We start from the raw sequence: 22,367 nt of genomic DNA on the forward strand, positions 1-22,367 counted from the left end.
TAAACCTTAATTTTTTTTAATATCATATAAAAAATTATCTACCTTATTTGAAGATTTTGGAGGATCATATTTAAATTTGCTATCAAGAATTCCAACATTGAACTTCACAGCAGTCAAATCAATAACTATTTCGCGCCCACCACTAGTAGGAAAAGCAGTAATTCTTCTAATTATTCCATCCGGAGCAAAAGCAATAATAAAAGAATTAATAGTAGCAGCCCCCTTGTAAAGCTTTCTAAAAAAAGTTAATTTAATATATTTTCCAGGCTCAGATGAATCAAGATCTTCTAAATTTGGAGAATTGGTATAAGATACGCTGTACTCACTATTTAAAACTTTCATAAGACCTCCTCCACTACTACCCTTTAATAATTGCTGATTAAAAGAAGTCCCAAGAGATGGAACATAAACTGTCAAAAATTCACCATCACTTACAAAAACTTGATTATTTGAATCTAAATTAATAATAAACTTGTCTGGAAACTTATAAAGCAAAACACCTGTTTGCTTTAACCCCTTTAAAGTAAAATTAATTGTTGCTTGCATATCCTCTATATTTTGATATTTAGCATAAATTCCTTCAAAATATTGATTTGCAGATATTTGAGAAAACACAGCAACAGGATACAAAACTAATAAAAGCATTGTTTTTATCATTCTATGAACTCTTATTATTAAGCTTAAGCTATTAACAAAACTACATTTAAACTATTTATTGTCAATAAACTTTATTTCCATAATACTACATATCATGGAAATAAACTATTATTAATAGTACTAGTTTAATACATAAAATAAAAATTTAAAGCTTAGGTATAAACACCTTGAGAGAATTAGGATTTGATAAAAATGTCTTTGAATTACACTGAAATAAATACTTTAATTAAAGAAATTCCTTTCACAAACTCTTTAATAACAAAAATAATACAACCGGATTACAAGAGTTTAATTTTAGAGATTTACAATAAAATTGACAATAAAAAATTTAAAATACTAATCTGCTTAAATCCAAACACTACAAGATTCCATATAACAAAAAAAAATTTCAAAAAGAATGCTTTAAAATTAAGATTTTCTGACTTCTTAAAATCAAAAATTCAAAATGGAAAAATTATAAAAGCTTTCCAAATGAAAAATGAAAGAATCATTTCTCTTGAGATTTTACAAAAGGACATAATTATCTTATTTATTAAATTGTGGCCATCCTCGCCCAATATAATAGCTACAAATTCAAACTTTAAAATACTAGATGCATATTACAGAAGGCCGAAAATAAAAGAAACAACAGGTGAAATCTTTTTAAAAGCCAAAGAAATACATGAAAGCAATAAAATGTCTGATAAAAAAATTATGGGACTAAAGGAAGAATATAATAATACTAGCTATACATCTTATTCTGAATTTCTTGAAAATTACTACGAATCGCTTAATGATCAAATTAAAAAAAACAATACAAAAGAATTGCTTATTGAAAAATATAAAAAAGAGTTAATTGTTTTAGAAAAAAGAATAGACTCTTTAAAACAACAAATTAAACTGCTTGAAAACATTGAAAACGAAAAGGAAAAAGGCGAATTGATTTTATTAAATATTAATAAAATACAAAAAGGGATTAAAGAAATAAACCTATTAAATTATAAAGAAGAAAAAATTAAAATATCCTTAAACCAATCATTATCACCAAAAGAAAATGCCTTACAATATTTTAAAGCATATAAAAAGGGTAAAAATTCTTTTAAAACCATACAAAATCAATTAAAAGATAATCTAGATAAATTTAATTTAATTCAATCAAAAATAACAATGTTAAAAGTCGAAAATTTAATTCCGGAAGAAGAATATAATAAAGAAAAAACTGCTAAAGAAAAAGAAAAAACGCCAAAAATAGGCTTGCATTTTACCTATTGTGGATTTGAAATTCTTATTGGAAGACACGCAAAAGAAAACGATGAACTTTTAAGACATTGCGTTAAAGGAAATGACTATTGGCTTCATACAAGAGATTATCCTGGAGCTTATGTTTTTATTAAAAATCAAAAAAATAAAACTCCTAGCCTTGATGTCCTTTTGAGTGCTGGTAATTTATGCGTATTTTACACAAAATTAGCAAAAAAATCGGGAAAAGCCGATCTTTACTATACTCAAGTTAAAAATTTAAGAAGAGTTAAAAATAAAAAGCTAGGCCTTGTAATTCCAAAAGCAGAAAAAAATTTACATATTAAGCTAGATGAAAATCTAATAAAAAAAATAAAACCTAAACACTGCTTATAGCAAAGTAAAGTTTTGAATTTTTTGCAAAATATTGTTATTCAATGACAAAAAGCATAAAATTTATAAAAGTGGAGGAAGAACTTTATGATTTCAAAGTTAACAAAAATTGTAGCAACAATATCTGATCTTAGATGCGAACCAGAACATATAAAAGATTTGCACGATGCGGGGGTAAATGTTATAAGGCTAAATACTGCCCATCAATCACACGAAGATACAATAAAAGTAATAGACAATGTTAGAAAAATTTCAAATAAAATAGCTTTAATGATTGATACAAAAGGACCAGAAGTTAGAACAGCAAATATTGAAAATCCTATTATTGTAAAAACTGGAGACAAGGTAATCATTTCAACCTCGCCTATTAATGAGCCTAATAACTTTCAAACCAATTATGATGGATTTGTCAAAGAAGTACCCCAAGGATCTAAAGTGCTAATTGATGACGGTGAGCTTGAAATGACTGTTGTTACCAAATTGCCTGACAGATTGATTTGTGAAATTAAAAATGACGGCCAAATTAAAAATAAAAAATCAATCAACACCCCCGGAATTTCTCTTAAGCTACAATCAGTAACCGAAAAAGACAAAGGATTTATTGAGCTTGCAGCAAAATATAATGTTGATTTTATTGCCCATTCGTTTGTAAGACATTCCAAAGACGTTCAAGATGTTCAAGAAATTTTAACTGCCTCTGGAAATCCTGATGTAAAAATTATATCCAAAATCGAAAATCAAGAAGGAATTGACAACATTGAAGAAATTGTAAAAGCTTCTTACGGAATAATGGTTGCAAGGGGAGACATGGGGGTTGAAATTCCTGCAGAAGATGTACCCATTGCTCAACTTAAAATAACACAAACCTGCATAAAGTATGGAATACCGGTGATTACAGCAACTCAAATGCTTCATACAATGATTGAAAATCCAAGACCTACTAGAGCAGAAGTGTCTGACATCGCTAACGCTATTTTAAACGGCACAGACGCAATTATGTTATCCGGAGAAACCGCCTACGGGAAATATCCAATTGAAGCTGTAAAAATGATGACAAGCATTGCTAAAAAAGTTGAAAAACACAGAAAAATGACCTTATATAAGGATGAACTTTTTTACGATAAAAGCATCACAAGAAACTATATTATCAAATGTGCAATTGATGCCACAAAACTTATGGACGTAAAAGCAATTATTGTAGATTCTCTAAAAGGCAAAACCGCAAGAATAATGGCAACCTACAGAGCAAGTGTTCCATTATTCATTACAACAAATAGCGAGAGACTAGCAAGAGAATTAGCATTATCTTACGGAGTTTATTCTAATCTTGTAGACAATAATTTCAAAAGAACTACCGAATTTGTAGTAACTTCTCTTAAAATGTTAAAAGAACAAGGCATTGTTAATGACAAAGACACTGTAATAATTATTTCTGGAAATCCAAATAGAAATATTGAAAAAGGAACAGAATTTATGGAAATAAACACAGTAGAAGATGCAATCAAAGGACGAAATATATAAAGCAAGCTAGAAACTCCTTGGTTGAAAACATATTTTATTCAAATAATACAAACGACTTGTCATTTAAATTGGAAGAAAAAAAAACTCACAAAGCCCTCCTAACAAGTTATGGAAGCTATGAGTTTTTTTTAAAAAATGAATGCTTGTTTAAAAAAATAATATCAAATCAAACTAATAATGTATTTATAATCTCTGAAGCCAAAAGCAATTTTTTAATTAATATATCTAATCACAATGTGTGGAAAATTTTTAATAAAAATATTAAAGTAAACCTAAAGATATTAAAATCATTAAAAACCTTAAATTTTATTAATATAGACGATAAATTAATCGAAAATGATCACAAAATTGAAATTACATTGAATTTTATTAGCAACATAAAGGAAAACATAAAAATAATTCCAATAATTTTTGGAAAAACTTGCAATAAACATTTACTAAAATTTTGCGAGTTTTTAAAACCTTTTATAAACAGAGAAGAAAATTCATTTATTTTGCTATCTTGCTTTATTTCAAAATCTACAAATATAAAAAAAGCCTTAAAGCTTGAAGAAAATTTAAAGCATATCCTTCTTGAAGAAAAATTGCCTAATCTTAACCTAATACTAGAAAACTATAAATCAAAAAAAATATTTCCGGAAAATATAAATGCGATCATGACCATTTCAAGCCTTTTTAAACATTTCGAATTTACAGACTCAAAAATAAGATTTAACTCCCTAGAATACTTAATATCAAGCAGTATTCTAATAAGATAAAATTGTCAAAATTAAAATTTATAAAAAGTTTTCTATTTTTTTGCAGTTTTTCTTTAAAAAAGCATCAAGCCCTATCTTTGAAATACTTCTTAGCGCATTAGCAGAAACTTTAATGCTAACACTTCTTCCAAGATTTGGAATAAAAAATTTTTTATTTATTAAATTAACCTTAAAGGTTCTTTTGGTTTTTACTCCAATATGTTGTCCAGCTCCACCTTTTTTCTTGGCAAGCCCCTTCCTTGGAACATTGTTTCCAAACATAGTTTTTTTTCCTGTTATCTCACACTTCCTAGACATTTTAACACTCCTTCAAATTAAGATTTTTTCTCCAAATATAAATCCATTAACTTTAAAAATAAAGCTAAACTACCCAAAATATTTTTCATTATACCTCCAAAGTTTAAATTGTTTCCATAGCTTTTAGCAAGATCCATATCAAGCTCTTTCCAATTATAAATCAGCTCTCTTTCCAAAGAGACTTTTGAATAGTCTGAAAGACAATCTTGCAAACGCTGCTCAATAGAATATATTTTGGAATAATATTCGCTTGATATAGCAAACGCCTTTTTATTAACATCTGCTATTATATTTAACAACAATTTCTCCGAAGATTTATCCCCCAAAGAAGCTCTGTGCAACAATGCATTTATTCTATTGCCATAACCGCCTTGTTCCCCCAAATTAGAATCAAAATCAATAAGACTTGCATAAATATTAATCAAAGCATGCATGTCGTTAGACATTTCTCTTGAAAGCTCTATAAGCTTCCATTGTCCTTTAATAATAAGCAAATTAATAATATCATTAAGATCTTTTTTAACAAAATAAATAGTATATGTTCTCAAATAAACTAAAAGTTCGCAATAAATATAACCCGTAGTGCTCATAATTTTAGATACAATCTTTTCATTCATTTTTTCATTATAATTATCCAAATTTAAAAAAGATATTCCTGGGAAAAGCTGTTCAGCTAATATTTTAGATTTATTATTTTTTTGCAAAACTTTAATCTTTTCAATTTCAGTGGCAACATGCTTGGTAAGATCATTAAAAAATATTCTTGCTATTGGATTGGGCTTTTGACCAACAGAAATAGGGAAATAATCTGGATCCCCGCTAACATATCTTATTAGATATAAAATTTCCTTACTCTTATTTATATCCAAAATAGAAGAAATAATCTTAATCCAGACATTAGATTTAATAGGAAAATGTTCTTTATTTCCATAAATTTCTAAAATAATGTCATAAAGGTTTTTCCAAATAGAAATATTCTTAATGCAAGAAATACATTCTAACAAATCTTTAAGATCATCTATAATAACTCCACAACCTATAGAGCTGAATCTAGGCCTATACACAAAATCATCTTCTGGGAGTAAGTTGTCAAAATTTTTAAGAACCAAATGATATTGATATAAGACTAAATCAAAAAAATTATGCAAAGCTTCATAAGTTTCATCTATCAATTTAATTTGTTCTTGAGTTATGTTTTTAAACAAATAAGATAAATTACTATGTAAATTTTTAGGAAGATCTGAAGCAAAATTTATGTTATCGCTTGCAGAAAAAGAATAAATATAATCTAAAGACTTCTTCTGGCTTTCATTTAAGTATTTTTCAACAACAAAATGAACAATTTTATTAGAATTTTTATATCTTTGCGCAAATGGCCTTAAGGGAGAAAAAATTTTATAAAAATTATAAAGAAATCTAGAAAATTGAGGTAAAGCCTGAATTTTTGAAGCATTAAAAAAATTACTTACTCTGCCCAAACTAACTTTAACTTCTTTTAACCTTTTTTGCTTTATTTGCTCAGAAGTAAGTTCTTTATTAATACTAAACATAGAAAGTATAAAATCAAATAAACCCAAATTCATCATCCCCCTAAAAGCTCTTAAGCCGCCTTACTCTAATTTCCAATTAAGCATGGAAATTAATATAACTATAAAAATTATACATAATTTATTGTAAAATAAAAGAAAAAACTTGAATAATTTTATGAGAATAAAAAATTTAATACTAATAGCAATTTTATTAATTAGCCCTAGCTGTTCAACAAATAAGAACATCGTTGTACTAACTGACAATAAAACAATACCATTTTATATAAATCAATTTAATATAGAAAATAAAGCAAATTTTATAATTAAGTTTAGAAATAATATTGACCTGCAAACAATAGAAAAAGAAAATGCACAAATAATTATTTCTAAAAACATTGGTAACACAAATATTGCCAACCATTTTAAATCTGTAAAAATCAATTATAATCCAGATTATCCCATCTTAAAGCATATTTTCAAGCAATTTAACTACAAAATTATTCCATTGGGCTTTGACATTCCTATTTTAATCTATAAAAATACACATCATATTAAAAAATACATAAACACTAAATATTTAAAAGAAAAATACGAAAATTTCATTAAAGATGGAAAATTTTTTATATCGCCTTATGTTTCTGAAAATTTATTTTATGTGATTTCTCAAATAAATAATGTGAGATTTTCTTTTGAAAAAAATAAATTAAATTATAATGAGAATCAAATTTTAAAAATGCTAGAATATTTCTCATCATTTTTAAATACAAAACAAATGGACTTGCAAAAAGATTTCTTTAATAAATACGGCTACTTAAAGTTAAATAAAATATTACTTAATAAAAAATCTCTTTTAATAGCAGGATTGAGCGATATAACCTTCTACAATAGCTTAAGCGAACAAGAGAAGTCACAAATAAAATTTTCTTATTTAATAAACGATAACAATGAAATTGTTATCTCAAACCCAAATTTTATTGGCATTTTAGAAACATCTGTTTTAACTAAAAAATTTATCAACTGGATATTGGATAAAAAAACCCAAAAAACCCTAATTGGATTTAACAATCAATCCCAATCAAATATATGTTTTGGATTTGCCGATGGCTTTACTCCTTACAAAGAATTAAATCTAAAAATAAAACATTCAATTGATGGAATATCTCCTTTTATTATTGACGAAACTCAAATCAATAGCCATTCCTATGTATTAAGCAAAAAAACAATTGGAAAAGAAAACTTACTAATAAATGAATGGTTTTTCTCTAAAGCTAATAATCTAAAAAAAAATAAAAATTAAATATGTTTTTCTTTGTAATTCAAAGTAATTATTTTAAAAATAAGAAAAAACAATAATGCAGAAAGAATAGCTAAAGATACGTACACGCTATTAAAAACATATATAAGAAGAGAGGTAAAAACAATTAGAAAATAATTTACAAAAAGACAAGTAATCCCCGAGAAAATGGCTATCATTAATGAAACTAGAAAAATCATAGACTTGGAATTGAAATTAAATTCTATTTTAGAAAACAAAGAGATAAAAAATGCCCCTATTAAAACTAGCGAAATAGGAGAAATCAGTAAAACCAAACTTAAGGAAAAAGTATTAATTAATTTCAAATTTAATATAGCAACCCTATGAAAAGCACTTGGCAAATTTTGGATTTTTAAAAAAAATCCAAACTCAGTAAAATTTGAAAATAAAGCTAAATTTTCTACATTCTCATTAATTTTGACAACCTCTAAAACATTTGTATCAAAGCTATCCATAGACACAAAGACCTTAGTAAGAGTAATTTCGCTCTGCTCATTGTCTTTATCTAAAACATTTTGATACACAGAATTACCCTTCAAAGTAGCAAATGGAATTTTAATATGTAATATAACATTCCCCGTATTATTAAATCTAATAAGTTCAAAATTTTTTATTATTTTAGAATGATTGTTAAAGGCGACAACTTTTTGCATGTAAATATAATCATAAAAACCTCTCTTAGAATCTGGTTGCAGTAAAAATACATCGTTTATTCCGTAATATTCAAAATATTTTTCAATCTCATCAAAAAAAAGATATCTTTTCCTAAGCTTTTCAAGAGATTTATTTTTATAATTCAAAATTTCATTATCACTGGGCAATAACTTATGAAGATTCGAAAACCCGTAATAAGCTAATTTAAATTTTTCAGTATTAAGAAATAAAAAATTTTTTTGTTTTTCTTCGGAAATCAACTGCATTTTTTCTTTTTCAAAATTCCTGTTTTCATTAATAAACTTTAAAGTCAAATTTAAAAGCACAACAAAATTATCGTCTTTTGTTGCAACATAAGCAATATAAGCAAAATAATTGGCTGTATAATAATCATTTTGAGAAATAAATTCATTGACAATATTAAAAAAATCTTGCTTTTTAAGACTTTGTAAAGGATATTTAGAAAAAGTTTTTTTAACCTTTTCTAAATCAACGTCATAACTTGGAATTTTACTATATTCAGATTTCACTAAATAATAATTTGTTAAAAGCTCTTCATTATTTACATAAATAACTCGCATTTTATCATATATTCTAATCAAATTTTCAAGATGCTTTCTCTTTTGCTTCATTGAATCTGCCAAATCAGAAGATAAAAAAAATCTATTTGCAGACAAACTTATATCTATATGTTTGATTTTAAGAGATATTTCATTTGCTTCACTTTCAAGAAGATTATATCTGTCGTAACTAAACTTATACTCATTTCTCTGAGCAATTATATAAGGCAAAATTAAATTAAATATAAAAGTAAAAAAGAGTCCTATAATAAAAAATAATAGTAAAAATGCATAAAGCCTAGAAAACAAATATCCATTATGCGATTTTAAATGAATCTTTATTTCTTGCTGAACAAAAAAAGCAAAGTAAATGCAAACAATAAAAATAAAAAACCCAAAAAAATACTTATAAAAAAGCAAAATAGAATCAAAAAAAGTTGCTATTAATTTATGCTTTTCTAAAAAATTTTCTCCAAAAAAATATGAATAACTAAAGAGCAAACCTAGAAAAAAACACATAAAAATAATAAAATTGCTCAAAAATGCATATATTTCTCTTTTCATAAGCTTTAAGAATTAACTACCCTTATATAAATTATTATCCAAATCTTTGCTGATTTTAATATATTCTGAAACAAAACCAAATAAATAGGTAGAAAAAAAAGTTAAAACACAAAAAATAAAAGGAATAAAATCGGAGATCATACTCTTTCCTATTATTACATTGTAAATCTTGGGAAACTCAATTGAATAGACATTATAAATTTTTAAAAAAAATATAATAAAAATAGGATAAAGAAATATTGCAAAACTATTTGAAAAAATAAGATTAAAAACATAAGAAAAAGCAAATAATAATAAAGAAATTCCCAATATATTAAAAATTAAATTTAAATAATTTAGCGAGAGTAGAAAATTATTCAAAATTTTTAAATCTCTGAAAAGAAAATCAACAAAATTATTATAAATCTTTTGCTCTAAAAAATTGTTCTCAACAAAATCAATTTTACTAGAATTAGAAATATTTGATTGGCAAGAAAAACCTTTATCCCCTTTGCCATTCTCTGAAACGATTAAAACTCCATTAAAACCATAAAGTCTAGGCCTATTGCTAGAAAATATTATCTTATCATTTAAAAAATGCACAACCTCATCTTTAGGGATAAAATTATCATTTCTATTGCTATTAATATAGTAAGAATGAAAACTATGACTAACTAAAAATCCTAAATAAGAAAACAATAAAATAAGAACAAAGATAATACAATAAAAATAGAAAGACTCTCTAGATGACTTTAAAACTATTCCATAAAAGGGACAAGATATTCTCATAAAAGCAACAACAAGGGACAAAGGAAAAGAATAAATATAAGCATTGTAATAAAGACTATAGCTAAAAATAGAAAAATTAAAATACAAAAACTTATATTTTAAATAAAATGTACATATAAACATTAAAGAAAAAAGGCAAAATATTAAGATAAACCTACAAATTATTAAAAAGATCAATCTTAAAGAATCAAACACAGCAAATCCTCCCCCCTCGAAAATTGAAAAAACTTTAAGCCTTTTTGTTATCGACCAAAATATTTTTAATCTTCTTCTTAACCTCTTCAAAGCTAATTTGCAAAGCTAAGCTAATCTCGTGCTCCAATATTAACTCAAAATCATTCAAAATCCTTTTTTCGTAAAAAGGAAGTTCTTTTTGAGTAGATTTTTTATATAAAAACTTATATAACTTTGCTGTATCTAGAATATCGCTTTTTTTATAAAATTCATGACCACCATCTTTTATTTTTTTTGAATCTATTTGACCTTCAAACTCTTTAATAACATCAAAAACTTCTTCCACCTTTTCCTTGCTAACCAAAGCTCTAATTCCAAAATCATCAACTTTGGCAACAGGAACCATAAAAATCATATCATTAAATGGAAAATGTATTTCATAATAATCAATAATCTCACCATTAAACTCTTTAGTCCTAATATCCTTAATCGTCCCTACTCCATGCATTGGATAAACTACTGATTGATTTAGCAAAAATGCCATACTTACCTCATAAAATATAGATAGTTAAAATTTAAAAGTTCATAAAAAAACACTTAAATTGGTTCTAATATTAAATTTATTTTCATAAAATAAATTTTCAAGATATCTATCATTACAAAAGCTTATTATTACACTAGGAGTAAGTTTATTAATATTTGCAAAAAACATTTCTTTATTTCTCTTTACAGCTTTTAAATCATAATACCCAATAAAACTAATTTCTTTATGAGATTCTTTCAATCTTAAAAATTTTTTCTTTGAAATCACTTTATCCTTGTCAATAATATAACATGTTTTATGGGCATTTTCTAGTATTTCCATTAAAATGAGAAGAACTGTATTTGAATCATAACAATCAATATTAACTCTTTTAAAAATCCTATAAAAAAATCTTACAATCTTAGAATTTAAAAAAACAAGAGAAGAATTTTTAATATGATTTCTAAACTTTTTAAAAATCAAAGCCTTTAGAAAAGCTTTAAGCCCGATAAAAATTACTATTGAATGATAAGGATGCCCTGAAAGATAGACAAATCTGCTTATAAGCTTGCTACGACTATCAAAAACATCTATAGGCACACCTAAAAAATAAAATCTGTCTGGTTTTGAATATATGTCTTTTAAATTAGCCATTATAATCCTCTAATAATGCCTTAAAATAAGCAAGCGAATAAATAATAGCCGTATCTGCTCGTAAAATTGGAGTGTTAAACCTTACAAAATTAAAGCCTTTCTCCTTGAAAAAGACAATTTCGGGCTCCGAAAAGCATCCTTCAGGACCTATTATAATTCCAATTTTGCCAAAATTGCCAAAACTTTCATTCTTGCTTAAAAGCATTCCGCTTGGATGAGCAACATAATATTTAGTAGTACAAAAAGAATAAGGTAAATAAAAAAAATTATTATAAAAATTAATTTTAGGAATAATTTTATTACCACTTTGCTTTAAGGCCTCATCTATTATTTTTGAAAATCTTAAAATTTTGGCAGATGCATTGCTTATATCTATTTTCGATACAGAACGATCCGCATTAATAATATTGATTTCTGAAACTCCAATCTCAACAACCTGTCTTAACACCAAATCTATTTTTCTGCCCTTTAAACTAGAAATAAAAATACTTATCTCAAAATTATTTTTTTCAATTTTATCTATTTTATTGGTAGTAAACTTAATAAAATTACTACCAATCTTTACTATTTCTGAGGCCCTTAATTCTTTATCTTTTAAAAGAATGTTCAGCTTATCACCCTTTTTAATTCGTCTTACATTAACAAGATGGTGATATATTTTTGCATCTTTAACAATAATAAAATCACCTGCTAAACAATTCTCATCCAAAACAATTTGCTTCACAATTTAATTACCTAATTTAGACAAATACTCACAAGCTGTTTTTAAAACTTTGTCATAATGTAGATTATAAATTGGCAATTCTTTATTATTGTCCTGATAGTAATTAAAAAACACATACTTGCCTAAAAATTCTTTATCAATTTTATATTTTGGATTTTCTTTTACAAGATTCTCAACAAAAAAATCAATCTCTTGTTCGGTAATGGATTTTTTACCCTTCAAAAAATCTTCTATCAGCTTTTTATCAAAAATTTCTTTATATATTAATGCTTCTTCCTCAGAAAAATCTGGAGATTTTATTTCCAAATCAGGCTCAATTCCAACCTTATGAATACTCTTTCCAGATGGAGTATAATACTTTGAGCTTGTAATTTTAAATCCACCAGTATAAAAAGGAACTACATGCTGAATAAGCCCCTTGCCATAAGACTTTTCCCCTATAATGTATGCTCTCTTATTGTCTTTTAAGGCTCCTACAAAAACCTCTGATGCTGAGGCTGATGATCTATCTATTAAAGCAACAATTTTTATATCTGAAGGCAAAACTTGTTTTGAGCTTGCCTTATAATCAATAGGCTTGCTAGAATTTCTTGATTTTGTGGAAACAATAATTCCTTTAGATAAAATATCATCCGCCATTTTTATAGCTGCCTGAAAATATCCTCCGGTATTAAGCCTTAAATCTAAAATTAAAGATTTAATATTTTTATTCTTAAGATTATCTAAAGCTTTTCTAAAATCTACAGAGGTGTGTGGATTAAAACTTACTATTCTTATATAACCAATATCTGAATTAATAATGTCATACTTGATTGTTTGTATTTCTATCTTCTCTCTTGTAAGTTCAAAATCCAATGTTAAATTTTTTCCCCTAAGAATAGATACTTTAACTTTTGTGCCTTCTTTACCTTTTAAAAGATCAACAACTTGATCTACTTCCATAGAATAAACACTCTTGCCATCAACAGCGGTAATACAATCTCCAGATTTAATTCCAGCCTTATAAGCCGGACCTCCTTCAAAAGGCGTAACAATAGAAACGCAAGCACTATTAGGATCAAAATCTTTTGCCTTGTCTTGCTTATCTTGGGAATGCATTTTTTTTATTATAGAAATTCCAATGCCAACATAATCTCCTACTGTTGTTTTTGAAATTTCTTCTAAATCTTTTTTTGTCAAATATTGAGAATAAGGATCGCCTAGAGATTGAAATATTCCTTTTAAAGCGCCTTCAAAAATTACTTCATCGCTTACGGGATCAACATAATTTTCTTTTACAAATTCAAAAGCTTGAATCATCATCTGCTCATAATTTGATCTTGACAACTTATTATTAGATTCATCAAAAGCAAAAATGGATTCAACAATTACTAAAGAGCTTATACCCAGAGTCAATAAAAAATATACACATATTAAAAATTTATTTTTCATTTATTCATTCCTAATGCAAAAATTAAAACTTGATTTTATTTCCATAATATAATATTTTAAAACTATGTTAAACTCACATCCTAAAAAAAAACAAAGCCTTTACAGAGCAGGACTTATTGTTTTACAAATTACTGAAAGCCTTTTAATCTTAGCCTTATTATACCAAGCCATTAATAAATTAATTTTCATTAATAATTACTCCATAAAGTTTATGTTAACATTTATCTTATACTCACCTGAATTTTTCATGGCCAATTTAACAATCTATTACTTTATCTACGAAAAATTCAAAATTCTTCACAGCATTATAGTAATAACTAAATTATTCCAAATAATATTAACATTATTATTATTCATCTTGGGATTTATTTTTAAAATATACGTCTATCAAACCTCTCTAGCTATACTTTTAGGAATTACAGTAGTTTACCTAGCATTTAATGCAACAATATTAGCGCTAATTAAAGCAAAAATAAAAAACCTGGAGTAAAGCTTGATTATTATTCCTGTAGCCAGTGGTAAGGGGGGAGTTGGCAAATCCCTTTTTTCAACAAACATAGCAATTTGCCTGGCAAACGAAGGAAAAAGCGTATTGCTTGTTGATCTTGACCTTGGAGCATCTAATTTGCACTCAATGTTAAACATTATACCTAAAAAAAGTATAGGGACATTTTTAAAAACAAGGATTAATTTCTCAGACATTATTATTCAATCTGGAATTAAAAATCTAAACTTCATTGCAGGAGATTCTGACATTCCAGAACTTGCTAATATAGCTGCTTCTCAAAAAAAAATCATAATAAAAAATTTAAAATCTTTAAAATATGATTACTTAGTGATTGATCTTGGAGCAGGAACAGCTTTTAATATTATAGACTTTTTTTTAATGTCAAAAAGAGGAGTAATAGTAACAACACCAACAGTAACAGCTACAATGAATGCATATTTATTTCTTAAAAATATAATATTTAGGCTGTTATCAAGTGTGTTTAAAAGAGGGACAAAAGGAAATGAAATTCTCAGAACAATAAAACAAAATTCAATCGATCTTCAAAGGGTTTATATACCTAATTTGCTGTTAAAACTTGAAAGCGAAGATCCTGAAAATTATTCTAAATTTAACAAATTGTTTAAGACAATTAGCCCTTTCATGATATTTAATATGCTCAAAGCTCCCAAAGACATTGAAAAAACCGAAAAAATAATAAAATCAGCAAAAAACTATTTAAGCATAAATTTACAAAGTATTGGAGCAATCTATAAAGATGAAATAGTTGATCAGGCTTTAAACAGCAAAATACCCATCACTATATACAAACCTACAAGCTCAACTTCTAAAAGTATAAAAAAAATTGCAAAAAAATTAATCGAAATTGAAGATTTAACAAATGATGCCGAGCTTTTAAACGAAGAAGATTTAAATGAAAGTTATGATTTTGTACTAAGAGAAGCTCAAGAAGAATATATTGAAAAAATTGAATACCTTGAATCGTTGATAAAAAACAAAACAATAGAAAGTAGTGAAATTATTGATATAATAAAATCTCAGAAAAGAGAAATCGAAACCTTAAGAAAGCAAAATATGCTATTTAAAAAAAAGCTTGTTGAAAAGCTTGAAAAGGCTAAGGAGGTCTAATGCCAAATTACATAAATTACCCAAGTTGGTTGCATCCTGAAGTAATTCAAGGTATACCAATTACATGGTATAGCCTATCTTATATTTTAATCATACTAATCTCTTATAAGTTTATTTGGTATCAAATACAATCAGACAACGTTGATATCAAAAAAGAAGATTATGAAATATTTATGTTCTCACTTGTACTTGGAGCAATTTTAGGAGGCAGATTAGCATCTACCTTAGTTTACGACAAATCGGGAATTTATTATTCTAATCCTTGGCTAATCCTTTTGCCATTCGACCAGCATTGGAATTTTACAGGCTTTAGAGGCATGGCCATCCATGGTGGTTTTTTGGGGGCAATAATTGCTCCTCTAATAACAATAAATACAAAGCTCAAAAATACAAATGTTCAAAAATATTTTCTAAAACTAACAGACTATGGATCAATAGCTTTTTCTTCTGGCTACATACTTGGAAGACTTGCTAATTTCGCAAATGCAGAACTTTATGGAAGAGCAATGAAAGGGGGAATAATATTTCCCAATGCAGAACCATTTGACACAAATATACCAGGTGTAAAAGAATTTGCATCATCAGTAGGGCTTGAAATTTCGCCTCATGACCTGCTAATCAACCTTCCAAGAATACCTTCTCAACTTATTGAAGGATTTTTCGAAGGACCTGTAACTTTTCTGTTGCTATGGTTTTTATTTAAAAAAATTAAAAAATATGATGGATTTATTTTTGGTACATATGTAATGCTTTACGCTTTTTTCAGATTCTTTATTGAATATTTAAGAGAACCGGACAAAGAACTTGGATTTATAATAACCTACAAACCAATTACAAGCCTGTCCGAATTTTCTTTTTTAAACATATCAATGGGACAAATTCTCTCGCTAACGCTGATGCTCTCAGGATTAATCTGGATAATAGTCACCAAAAAAATTGGAGATAAAAAAATAAAAAACAACACCAACTTGGCATACAAAAATTAAAATAAGAGCAAGCCAATAAAATGAACGAAGTCAATAATTATCAAAATATAAATTCAGTTATAATCTCTAAAAAAGAAGTTGAACTTAGAGATCTCATAAAGCTTAAATCTATTTTCAACTTAATTCAAATCGTAAAATCTGAAAAAGCTTTATACAGCGAATATGTAAAACAAAATAATATTAAATTCGCTATTATTTATAATTATGAAAAACCAATAGATTTTTCAATAAACGTTGCAAACGAATTAAAAAATGCAAACAAAATACATTCTATTATAATTAGCAAAGAAAAATTTGATGAGGAATATTTAAAACTTGATCACATAGAAATAATAAAAGATATAAGCGAATTAGAATATAAGCAAAGTTTAATACATCAAAAAAAATTATTTTGCGACAATAAAAACACAACTCTGGATTTCTTTTTAAATTTATCAGAACTCATAAAAGAAATAGTAATCATCACAAACACCAAAAATGAAATTATTTATATCAATGAAAAAGGTAGTAAAAATCTTAATCTTCCAATGAAAACTTCTGGAAATATAATCAAAGTAACCGACATAGATATCAGAGATTGGGAAAAGTTAGAAAAAATAAATTTAAGTTATCACACAAATTCTATTCCTGAATTTAAAAATATATTAATAACTGATTGTCTTTTAATTTTAAAAAATAACAAAAAACTGCATGTGGATATATTTATTAGCACAATTGCTCAAAACAATATCGATAAATTAATAACGATTAAAGAAATATCAAACTCTAATAAAATAGAAAACTATAAATATCTAGAAATTATTGATTCGCAAGACGAGATTCAAAATGCCAAAGAAATTGAAAAATTACTAGTAAACCATATGGATATTTACAAAAAAAAAAGAATATATTTGCTTAATTTAGACGTATCCCTAACAGCAGAATATGAATACAAAGAAGATCAAGAAAAGCTTAATGCAAAAATACTTAAAATAATGTATTCAAAAATAATGTCATTATACTCTGAATATATTTTTAAGTTAAAACACAACAATTTAATAGTAATCATAAGCACAAGTGGCGGAGAAAAGCGAATAATCTCAATTGCCAAAAAAATCAAAAAAACAATTGCTCTGGCATTTAAAAAAGAAGATATTATTATATTCAAATTCAATATTGGAATAATAGAGGTAAATTTAAAAGAAAACTTAGAATTCAAAATCCCTAAATTAATGATGGCTACAAAAATATCATCGGAATACAAAGAATCTAATCCCACTATATACAAAGAAGAACTACCAGAGGCGGTGATTTTAAAAAATCAAAACAAAATTTTTCAATATATACTCAAAGCAATAAAAAATGATTTTTTTACTCTTTATTATCAAAAAATAAATCCTCTTAAAAAGAACTTAAAGCCCAAAATAGAAATCTTGACAAGACTTTTTGACCACATGGGCAAATCAATTCCAAACAATCAAATTTTTAAATTAATAGACAAATATAATTTAACTGTTGAGGTTGATACATTGGTGGTTAAAAAGGCTTTAAGAGAATACAAAAGCTTTGTATCAAAAAATGGAATTCACATTTTCTCAATTAACATATCTCCTTATTCACTAAAATCACAAAACTTTCGAATCTTTTTAAGAGATACTTTATTGAAAAGCCAAATCCCGCTTCAAAATATATGCTTGGAAATAACAGAAACTGGAATTCTTGAAAACTTTGAGATAATAAACAAATATTTTCAAGAATTAAAAAGTTTTGGAATCAAGCTAGCACTTGATGACTTTGGAAGCGGACATACATCACTCTCATATATTAAAACACTACCAATAGACTTACTTAAAATAGACGGATCTTTCATAAAAGCAATAAACTCTAGTGAAATAGATTTTGTAATAATAAAATCTATTAAAAAAATAGCAGATACAAAAAATATAAAAATTATTGCCGAATTTGTGTATAATGAGGAAATATTAAAAAAAATAATTGAACTAGAAATAGACTATGGGCAAGGATTTTTATGGCACAAACCAGAACCAATATAAATTCTAAAAAAGTGAAATCTAAAAATATACTTATGCCTAAATTTTATTAAATTTCAACAAAAATTATTTTACATTGAAAAAGGAATAAAATTAATGGAAAAAAAAATAGCATTAATTGCACATGATAAAAAAAAGGAAGATTTGGTAAATTTTGTCAAACAAAACTATCTCTTCTTATCCAAATTCAAGCTTATTGCAACAGGAACAACAGGGTCTAAAATCCAACAAGCTACCGATCTTACGATTTTTAAATATAAATCAGGCCCTATGGGAGGAGATCAGCAAATTGGAGCTGAAGTAGCCGAAGGAAATATTTTAGCTATATTTTTCTTTAGAGATCCCCTAACAAGCCAGCCTCACGAACCAGATGTGTCAGCTCTTATTAGGCTTTGCGATGTACATAAAATACCGCTTGCAACCAACGTAAAAACAGCAGAAATTTTAATAAAAGGACTTGAGAGCTTAATTTTAAAATAGGCTTTAATTTAGATTAAAGCCTATAAAATCAAAAATATAAATTAATTCGTTAACATAGGTGAAATTTTTTCAACACCGTCGATAATGTAATTAACAGATTCAAGGAAAGTCTTGGCATCTGAATTATTCTCATCAACTGTAATTTCCAATTTTGAATTTTTAATATTAAGATCTTTAAAAGTACCAATAAGATCACTTCGAACACCATGTAAATTACTATTTATAATCTTTTTAAAGTCAGGGGTAATCCCAACAAAAATAAAGGCTTCTTTTCCAGAGATACTAATTGGAGCCTCTCCTGCATAAATATTGTCATAAAAATAAACTATTAACTTTGCATTTTCTTTTGAGGGTATTGTTCGAAAATGTCCATCTTCTTCAGAAAAATAAAAAACCTTTATATTTTTCCCCAAACTTTTTCGATCCTTTTTTGAATGAACTACTCCCATAGCATGAAAAACGTGCCCAATAGTATGTTCATCTATTTTAGAATCATCAGGCTTAGAAGAGTTCTCCGCTTCTTGCTCCTCAACATATTCATTTGAGCTGTCTTTTGAAGTACAAGCAATTACTAAAAAAATTAAAAGCAATGACAAATAGTTTTTAAAAAAACCATTTTTATACATAAAAATTCTCCCTTATAATTTATTAATTATATTAAAATTAAAAGTAAGTTTACAATAAATAATTTATTTTGTACACACTTTAAAAACAATTAAAATGTTAAAATGAAACAGGAGGTCTTATTAATATGAAAAAACAAAATCCATGGATATATTTAAATGAAGAAGAAAAAAATCAAATTTTCAATTTTTCTGAAAGTTACAAAAAATTTATAAGCAAATTCAAAACAGAAAGAGAAGTTACAGCCTATGCCCTAGATAAAGCAAAAAAATTGGGGTTTATTAACGCTGAAGAAAAAAAAAATTTAATGCCAGGTGACAAAATTTTTTATACCTGTAGAGAAAAATCTGTTGCTTTTGCTATTATTGGCAAAAATCCCATTGAAGATGGAATGAATTTTATTGTTTCTCACACAGATTCACCAAGACTTGATGCAAAACCCTCACCAATCTCTGAAGAAAATGAACTTACATTTATTAAAACCAACTATTATGGGGGAATAAAAAAGTATCAATGGCTATCTACACCCCTTTCAATAAGAGGTGTGGTATTTTTAAAAAATGGAGAAAAGGTTGAAATCAACATTGGGGACAATGAAAACGATCCTGTATTTGTAATTCCCGACATTTTGCCTCATCTTGATAGAAAAATACAAAGAAATAAAAAATCAGATGAAATTATTGAGGGGGAAAATCTAAAAATTTTAATTGGAAGCCTACCAATCGAAACAGAAGAAAAAAATAAAGTTAAACTGGCAACTTTGCAAATAATAAAAGAAAAATACAAAATAGAAGAAGAGGACTTTGTATCATCAGAAATTGAAATAGTGCCTGCAGGAACAGCAAAAGACGTTGGATTTGACAAAGCGTTAATTGGGGCTTACGGACAAGATGACAAAATATGCGTTTTCACTTCACTAGAATCCATATTTGATCTTGAAGAGACTCCAAACAAAACAGCCATTTGCTTTCTTGTAGACAAAGAAGAAATTGGTTCAACAGGTTCAACCGGACTAGATTCAAGATATCTTGAATATTTTGTTTCTGACATGATCTTCAAAATTAAAAAATCAGAATACAACAATCTTCACGTCCAAAAAGCTTTGTGGAATTCAAAAAGCATTTCTGCTGATGTTTGCGCAGCAATAAACCCACTATTTAGTTCAGTCCATGACGAACAAAACGCTCCCCAACTTGGCTATGGAATACCTATAATGAAATACACAGGACATGGTGGAAAAAGTATGGCTAGCGATGCTGATGCTGAGCTTGTTTCTTATATTAGACAATTATTAAATAAAAACAATATAGCCTGGCAAGTAGCAACACTCGGAAAAGTAGAAGAAGGAGGAGGAGGAACTGTTGCTAAATTCTTAGCTAGCTATGGAATAAGAACAATAGACATGGGGCCTGCTGTTATAAGTATGCATTCTCCAATGGAAATAACTTCTAAATTTGATTTATACAATGCTTATTTAGCATATAAAGCTTTCTACAGAGAATAAAATTACTATGATAGATTTAGAAAAAACAAATAAAATTAAAGTAGCAGAGCATATTGTAGAATGCTTTGGAGGAATTAAAAATATCAAAAACATAAACAAAGACCTAACAAGAATAAAAATTTTAGTAGACAGCAATTCTTTAGTCAAAAGAGGCGATTTAACAAAAAATGACAACATAATAGGAACTATTAAATCTAATGAACTTACAGAAGTTGTAATGAATTTTGAAATAATCGAAGATGTTCATAATAAAATTTTATATATGATGAATGAGCAAAAACAATAAAGCCTCTGCAGAGGCTTTATTTTATTGTCTAACATCTCTCATATACTCAATAATAGATTTGGGCTCCAACTCTTTATTCAAAATTTTATATATAACGCTTAACAAACTATTAGGATTGAGATCACGATTTAATTGTTTAAAAAAGGAAAAAATTGATTTAGCAGCCAAAACTCCCTCTGGCAAATATCCAATTTTTTCAATATTACTTATCAAATCATCTATACTTAAAAAGCTTTCTAAAATGTTTTTGCTAACAATTTCATTGCCAAATCGTCTATTTCTTCCAAACATGCTTCTACAAGTAACATCTAAATCGCCAGAACCAGACAAAAATAAAAACGTTTCAATATTTCTTCCCCCAAGCTCCATTGCAATATCTTTTATATTATTTAAGGATATTGAAAATAAAAATGATTCTGTATTATTACCTATTAAATTAGGATAATTCAATTTATAAGCATCCAAAATTCCAAATGCAATAGCAAACACATTTTTTAAAGCTGCTGCTATTTGCACCCCAAAAACATCGTTGCTATAAAATAAAGAAATTGGGGTTTTACTAAATAAATTAATAAACAAATATGCATTTTCTCTGTTATTGCTAGCCGCAACAAGTCCTGTTATCACACCAAGCCCAACTTCCTCAGCATGGCTTGGACCAACAATATAAGTAATTTCGTCTTTATATCCTTTCATAACTCTCTCGGCAGCTTCAATAACTGCCTGAGTTTTACCATTAAAAGTAATAAACCCTTTTGTAAGGATTGCTAGCTTTGGTTTTATCTCCAGAGAATGTAAAAATTGATCCATTTTTTTTAAAATATCAACAGTAAAAAGAGAAGGTGTTGCAATGAAAATATAATCGGACATTGTTACAACTTCAAATAAATCTGAACTTGCAACTAAATTTTTTGGCAATTTAATTCCCTTTAAATATTTAGTATTAAAATTATCATTATTAATATCATTCTTAACATCTTCTTCAAAGGCCCATAAAAAAATATTAAAATCAAATTTATCTGCCAAAGATTTTGCAATAGCTGTTCCCCAAGCACCTGCCCCTATTACTGATATTTTCATA

The 22,367-nt window shown here is 26.8% G+C and carries 22 protein-coding genes; 11 read left to right on the forward strand and 11 right to left on the reverse strand.

The genetic code is table 11. The annotated features are described in order from the left end of the window. Positions 1–6: 6 nt before the first annotated feature. On the reverse strand, positions 7–657 hold the full coding sequence (locus BSV1_RS02900; protein WP_008882571.1) for a LolA family protein: 651 nt from the start codon (positions 655–657) through the stop codon (positions 7–9). A gap of 192 nt (positions 658–849) precedes the next feature. Between BSV1_RS02900 and BSV1_RS02905 the strand changes: the two genes are divergently transcribed. From BSV1_RS02905 to amrB, 3 genes are all read left to right on the forward strand, one after another. After that, the gene (locus BSV1_RS02905) at positions 850–2,271 is read left to right on the forward strand and encodes an NFACT RNA binding domain-containing protein (RefSeq protein ID WP_008882713.1); all 1,422 of its coding nucleotides are present in this window, start codon (positions 850–852) and stop codon (positions 2,269–2,271) included. 84 nt (positions 2,272–2,355) lie between these two features. After that, the gene (pyk, locus tag BSV1_RS02910; RefSeq protein WP_008882605.1) at positions 2,356–3,789 is read left to right on the forward strand and encodes a pyruvate kinase; all 1,434 of its coding nucleotides are present in this window, start codon (positions 2,356–2,358) and stop codon (positions 3,787–3,789) included. Positions 3,790–3,806: 17 nt separating this feature from the next. After that, the gene (gene amrB, locus BSV1_RS02915; RefSeq protein WP_008882807.1) at positions 3,807–4,547 is read left to right on the forward strand and encodes an AmmeMemoRadiSam system protein B; all 741 of its coding nucleotides are present in this window, start codon (positions 3,807–3,809) and stop codon (positions 4,545–4,547) included. Positions 4,548–4,565: 18 nt separating this feature from the next. On the opposite strand, the gene rpmB is transcribed toward amrB, so the two are convergent. Both rpmB and BSV1_RS02925 read right to left on the reverse strand, forming a co-directional pair. Further along, positions 4,566–4,844: a 50S ribosomal protein L28 gene (rpmB, locus tag BSV1_RS02920; protein WP_008882740.1), complete on the reverse strand. Its 279-nt coding sequence runs from the start codon at positions 4,842–4,844 to the stop codon at positions 4,566–4,568. Between the two features lie 17 nt (positions 4,845–4,861). After that, positions 4,862–6,427: a hypothetical protein gene (locus tag BSV1_RS02925; RefSeq protein WP_008882836.1), complete on the reverse strand. Its 1,566-nt coding sequence runs from the start codon at positions 6,425–6,427 to the stop codon at positions 4,862–4,864. Positions 6,428–6,536: 109 nt separating this feature from the next. Between BSV1_RS02925 and BSV1_RS02930 the strand changes: the two genes are divergently transcribed. After that, positions 6,537–7,670 (forward strand): hypothetical protein, encoded by a 1,134-nt coding sequence (locus BSV1_RS02930; protein ID WP_008882437.1) that lies wholly within the window; start codon positions 6,537–6,539, stop codon positions 7,668–7,670. On the opposite strand, the gene BSV1_RS02935 is transcribed toward BSV1_RS02930, so the two are convergent. From BSV1_RS02935 to BSV1_RS02960, 6 genes are read right to left on the reverse strand one after another with little or no spacing between them, the layout of a single operon-like run. Further along, a complete protein-coding gene (locus BSV1_RS02935; protein ID WP_008882770.1) occupies positions 7,667–9,466 on the reverse strand; it encodes a membrane protein in 1,800 nt (599 codons plus the stop codon). The two genes, BSV1_RS02930 and BSV1_RS02935, sit on opposite strands and share 4 nt — an antisense overlap. A 12-nt stretch (positions 9,467–9,478) precedes the next feature. Continuing rightward, positions 9,479–10,429 carry a hypothetical protein gene (locus BSV1_RS02940; RefSeq protein ID WP_039949597.1) on the reverse strand — a complete coding sequence of 317 codons (951 nt, stop codon included), beginning with the start codon at positions 10,427–10,429 and terminating at the stop codon, positions 9,479–9,481. Positions 10,430–10,463: 34 nt separating this feature from the next. After that, entirely contained in the window at positions 10,464–10,952 is a 489-nt protein-coding gene (locus BSV1_RS02945) for a CarD family transcriptional regulator (RefSeq protein ID WP_008882559.1), read from the reverse strand. A 39-nt stretch (positions 10,953–10,991) separates the two neighbouring features. Continuing rightward, positions 10,992–11,585: a hypothetical protein gene (locus tag BSV1_RS02950; RefSeq protein ID WP_008882638.1), complete on the reverse strand. Its 594-nt coding sequence runs from the start codon at positions 11,583–11,585 to the stop codon at positions 10,992–10,994. Then, positions 11,578–12,309 carry a 16S rRNA (uracil(1498)-N(3))-methyltransferase gene (locus BSV1_RS02955; protein WP_008882821.1) on the reverse strand — a complete coding sequence of 244 codons (732 nt, stop codon included), beginning with the start codon at positions 12,307–12,309 and terminating at the stop codon, positions 11,578–11,580. Before BSV1_RS02955 ends, BSV1_RS02950 begins: the two co-directional genes overlap by 8 nt. 3 nt (positions 12,310–12,312) lie before the next feature. Next, entirely contained in the window at positions 12,313–13,740 is a 1,428-nt protein-coding gene (locus BSV1_RS02960; protein ID WP_039949534.1) for a S41 family peptidase, read from the reverse strand. Positions 13,741–13,804: 64 nt separating this feature from the next. On the opposite strand from BSV1_RS02960, the gene BSV1_RS07455 reads away from it, so the two are divergent. The 5 genes from BSV1_RS07455 to mgsA all read left to right on the forward strand — a co-directional run bounded on the left by BSV1_RS07455 (position 13,805) and on the right by mgsA (position 18,872). Continuing rightward, complete coding sequence (locus tag BSV1_RS07455; protein WP_039949537.1) at positions 13,805–14,230, forward strand: hypothetical protein; 426 nt, start codon at positions 13,805–13,807, stop codon at positions 14,228–14,230. Positions 14,231–14,233: 3 nt separating this feature from the next. Continuing rightward, a complete protein-coding gene (locus tag BSV1_RS02970) occupies positions 14,234–15,376 on the forward strand; it encodes a MinD/ParA family protein (RefSeq protein ID WP_002556956.1) in 1,143 nt (380 codons plus the stop codon). Beyond that, positions 15,376–16,362 (forward strand): prolipoprotein diacylglyceryl transferase, encoded by a 987-nt coding sequence (lgt, locus tag BSV1_RS02975; protein ID WP_008882556.1) that lies wholly within the window; start codon positions 15,376–15,378, stop codon positions 16,360–16,362. Before BSV1_RS02970 ends, lgt begins: the two co-directional genes overlap by 1 nt. Positions 16,363–16,382: 20 nt before the next feature. Continuing rightward, positions 16,383–18,395 carry a cyclic di-GMP phosphodiesterase PdeA gene (gene pdeA / locus BSV1_RS02980; protein ID WP_008882626.1) on the forward strand — a complete coding sequence of 671 codons (2,013 nt, stop codon included), beginning with the start codon at positions 16,383–16,385 and terminating at the stop codon, positions 18,393–18,395. A gap of 93 nt (positions 18,396–18,488) precedes the next feature. Next, positions 18,489–18,872, forward strand: coding sequence for a methylglyoxal synthase (gene mgsA / locus BSV1_RS02985; protein ID WP_008882427.1), 384 nt, complete (start codon positions 18,489–18,491; stop codon positions 18,870–18,872). A gap of 41 nt (positions 18,873–18,913) precedes the next feature. Here mgsA and p22 read toward each other — a convergent pair whose 3' ends face one another. Beyond that, positions 18,914–19,498 (reverse strand): lipoprotein P22, encoded by a 585-nt coding sequence (p22, locus tag BSV1_RS02990; protein WP_008882458.1) that lies wholly within the window; start codon positions 19,496–19,498, stop codon positions 18,914–18,916. Positions 19,499–19,623: 125 nt separating this feature from the next. Between p22 and BSV1_RS02995 the strand changes: the two genes are divergently transcribed. Then, complete coding sequence (locus tag BSV1_RS02995; protein WP_008882832.1) at positions 19,624–21,000, forward strand: aminopeptidase; 1,377 nt, start codon at positions 19,624–19,626, stop codon at positions 20,998–21,000. A gap of 7 nt (positions 21,001–21,007) precedes the next feature. Further along, on the forward strand, positions 21,008–21,286 hold the full coding sequence (locus BSV1_RS03000; protein WP_008882583.1) for a PTS transporter subunit EIIB: 279 nt from the start codon (positions 21,008–21,010) through the stop codon (positions 21,284–21,286). Between the two features lie 21 nt (positions 21,287–21,307). Here BSV1_RS03000 and BSV1_RS03005 read toward each other — a convergent pair whose 3' ends face one another. Further along, complete coding sequence (locus BSV1_RS03005; protein ID WP_008882599.1) at positions 21,308–22,366, reverse strand: NAD(P)H-dependent glycerol-3-phosphate dehydrogenase; 1,059 nt, start codon at positions 22,364–22,366, stop codon at positions 21,308–21,310. Position 22,367 lies beyond the last annotated feature (1 nt).

The sequence above is a fragment of the [Borrelia] finlandensis genome (assembly GCF_000181875.2).
Lineage (GTDB): Bacteria > Spirochaetota > Spirochaetia > Borreliales > Borreliaceae > Borreliella > Borreliella finlandensis.

What these genes read in the sequence shown, in the direction of transcription:
- BSV1_RS02945 (WP_008882559.1), bottom strand. Translation starts at nt 10,952, where the DNA reads ATGGCATTTTTGCTAAATCAATCAGTAGTTTATCCAATGCATGGAGTA.
- BSV1_RS03005 (WP_008882599.1), bottom strand. Translation starts at nt 22,366, where the DNA reads ATGAAAATATCAGTAATAGGGGCAGGTGCTTGGGGAACAGCTATTGCA.
- BSV1_RS02960 (WP_039949534.1), bottom strand. Translation starts at nt 13,740, where the DNA reads ATGAAAAATAAATTTTTAATATGTGTATATTTTTTATTGACTCTGGGT.
- pdeA (WP_008882626.1), top strand. Translation starts at nt 16,383, where the DNA reads ATGAACGAAGTCAATAATTATCAAAATATAAATTCAGTTATAATCTCT.
- BSV1_RS02935 (WP_008882770.1), bottom strand. Translation starts at nt 9,466, where the DNA reads ATGAAAAGAGAAATATATGCATTTTTGAGCAATTTTATTATTTTTATG.
- BSV1_RS02925 (WP_008882836.1), bottom strand. Translation starts at nt 6,427, where the DNA reads ATGAATTTGGGTTTATTTGATTTTATACTTTCTATGTTTAGTATTAAT.
- BSV1_RS02995 (WP_008882832.1), top strand. Translation starts at nt 19,624, where the DNA reads ATGAAAAAACAAAATCCATGGATATATTTAAATGAAGAAGAAAAAAAT.
- rpmB (WP_008882740.1), bottom strand. Translation starts at nt 4,844, where the DNA reads ATGTCTAGGAAGTGTGAGATAACAGGAAAAAAAACTATGTTTGGAAAC.
- BSV1_RS02950 (WP_008882638.1), bottom strand. Translation starts at nt 11,585, where the DNA reads ATGGCTAATTTAAAAGACATATATTCAAAACCAGACAGATTTTATTTT.
- p22 (WP_008882458.1), bottom strand. Translation starts at nt 19,498, where the DNA reads ATGTATAAAAATGGTTTTTTTAAAAACTATTTGTCATTGCTTTTAATT.
- BSV1_RS03000 (WP_008882583.1), top strand. Translation starts at nt 21,008, where the DNA reads ATGATAGATTTAGAAAAAACAAATAAAATTAAAGTAGCAGAGCATATT.
- BSV1_RS07455 (WP_039949537.1), top strand. Translation starts at nt 13,805, where the DNA reads ATGTTAAACTCACATCCTAAAAAAAAACAAAGCCTTTACAGAGCAGGA.
- pyk (WP_008882605.1), top strand. Translation starts at nt 2,356, where the DNA reads ATGATTTCAAAGTTAACAAAAATTGTAGCAACAATATCTGATCTTAGA.
- mgsA (WP_008882427.1), top strand. Translation starts at nt 18,489, where the DNA reads ATGGAAAAAAAAATAGCATTAATTGCACATGATAAAAAAAAGGAAGAT.
- BSV1_RS02905 (WP_008882713.1), top strand. Translation starts at nt 850, where the DNA reads ATGTCTTTGAATTACACTGAAATAAATACTTTAATTAAAGAAATTCCT.
- BSV1_RS02900 (WP_008882571.1), bottom strand. Translation starts at nt 657, where the DNA reads ATGATAAAAACAATGCTTTTATTAGTTTTGTATCCTGTTGCTGTGTTT.
- lgt (WP_008882556.1), top strand. Translation starts at nt 15,376, where the DNA reads ATGCCAAATTACATAAATTACCCAAGTTGGTTGCATCCTGAAGTAATT.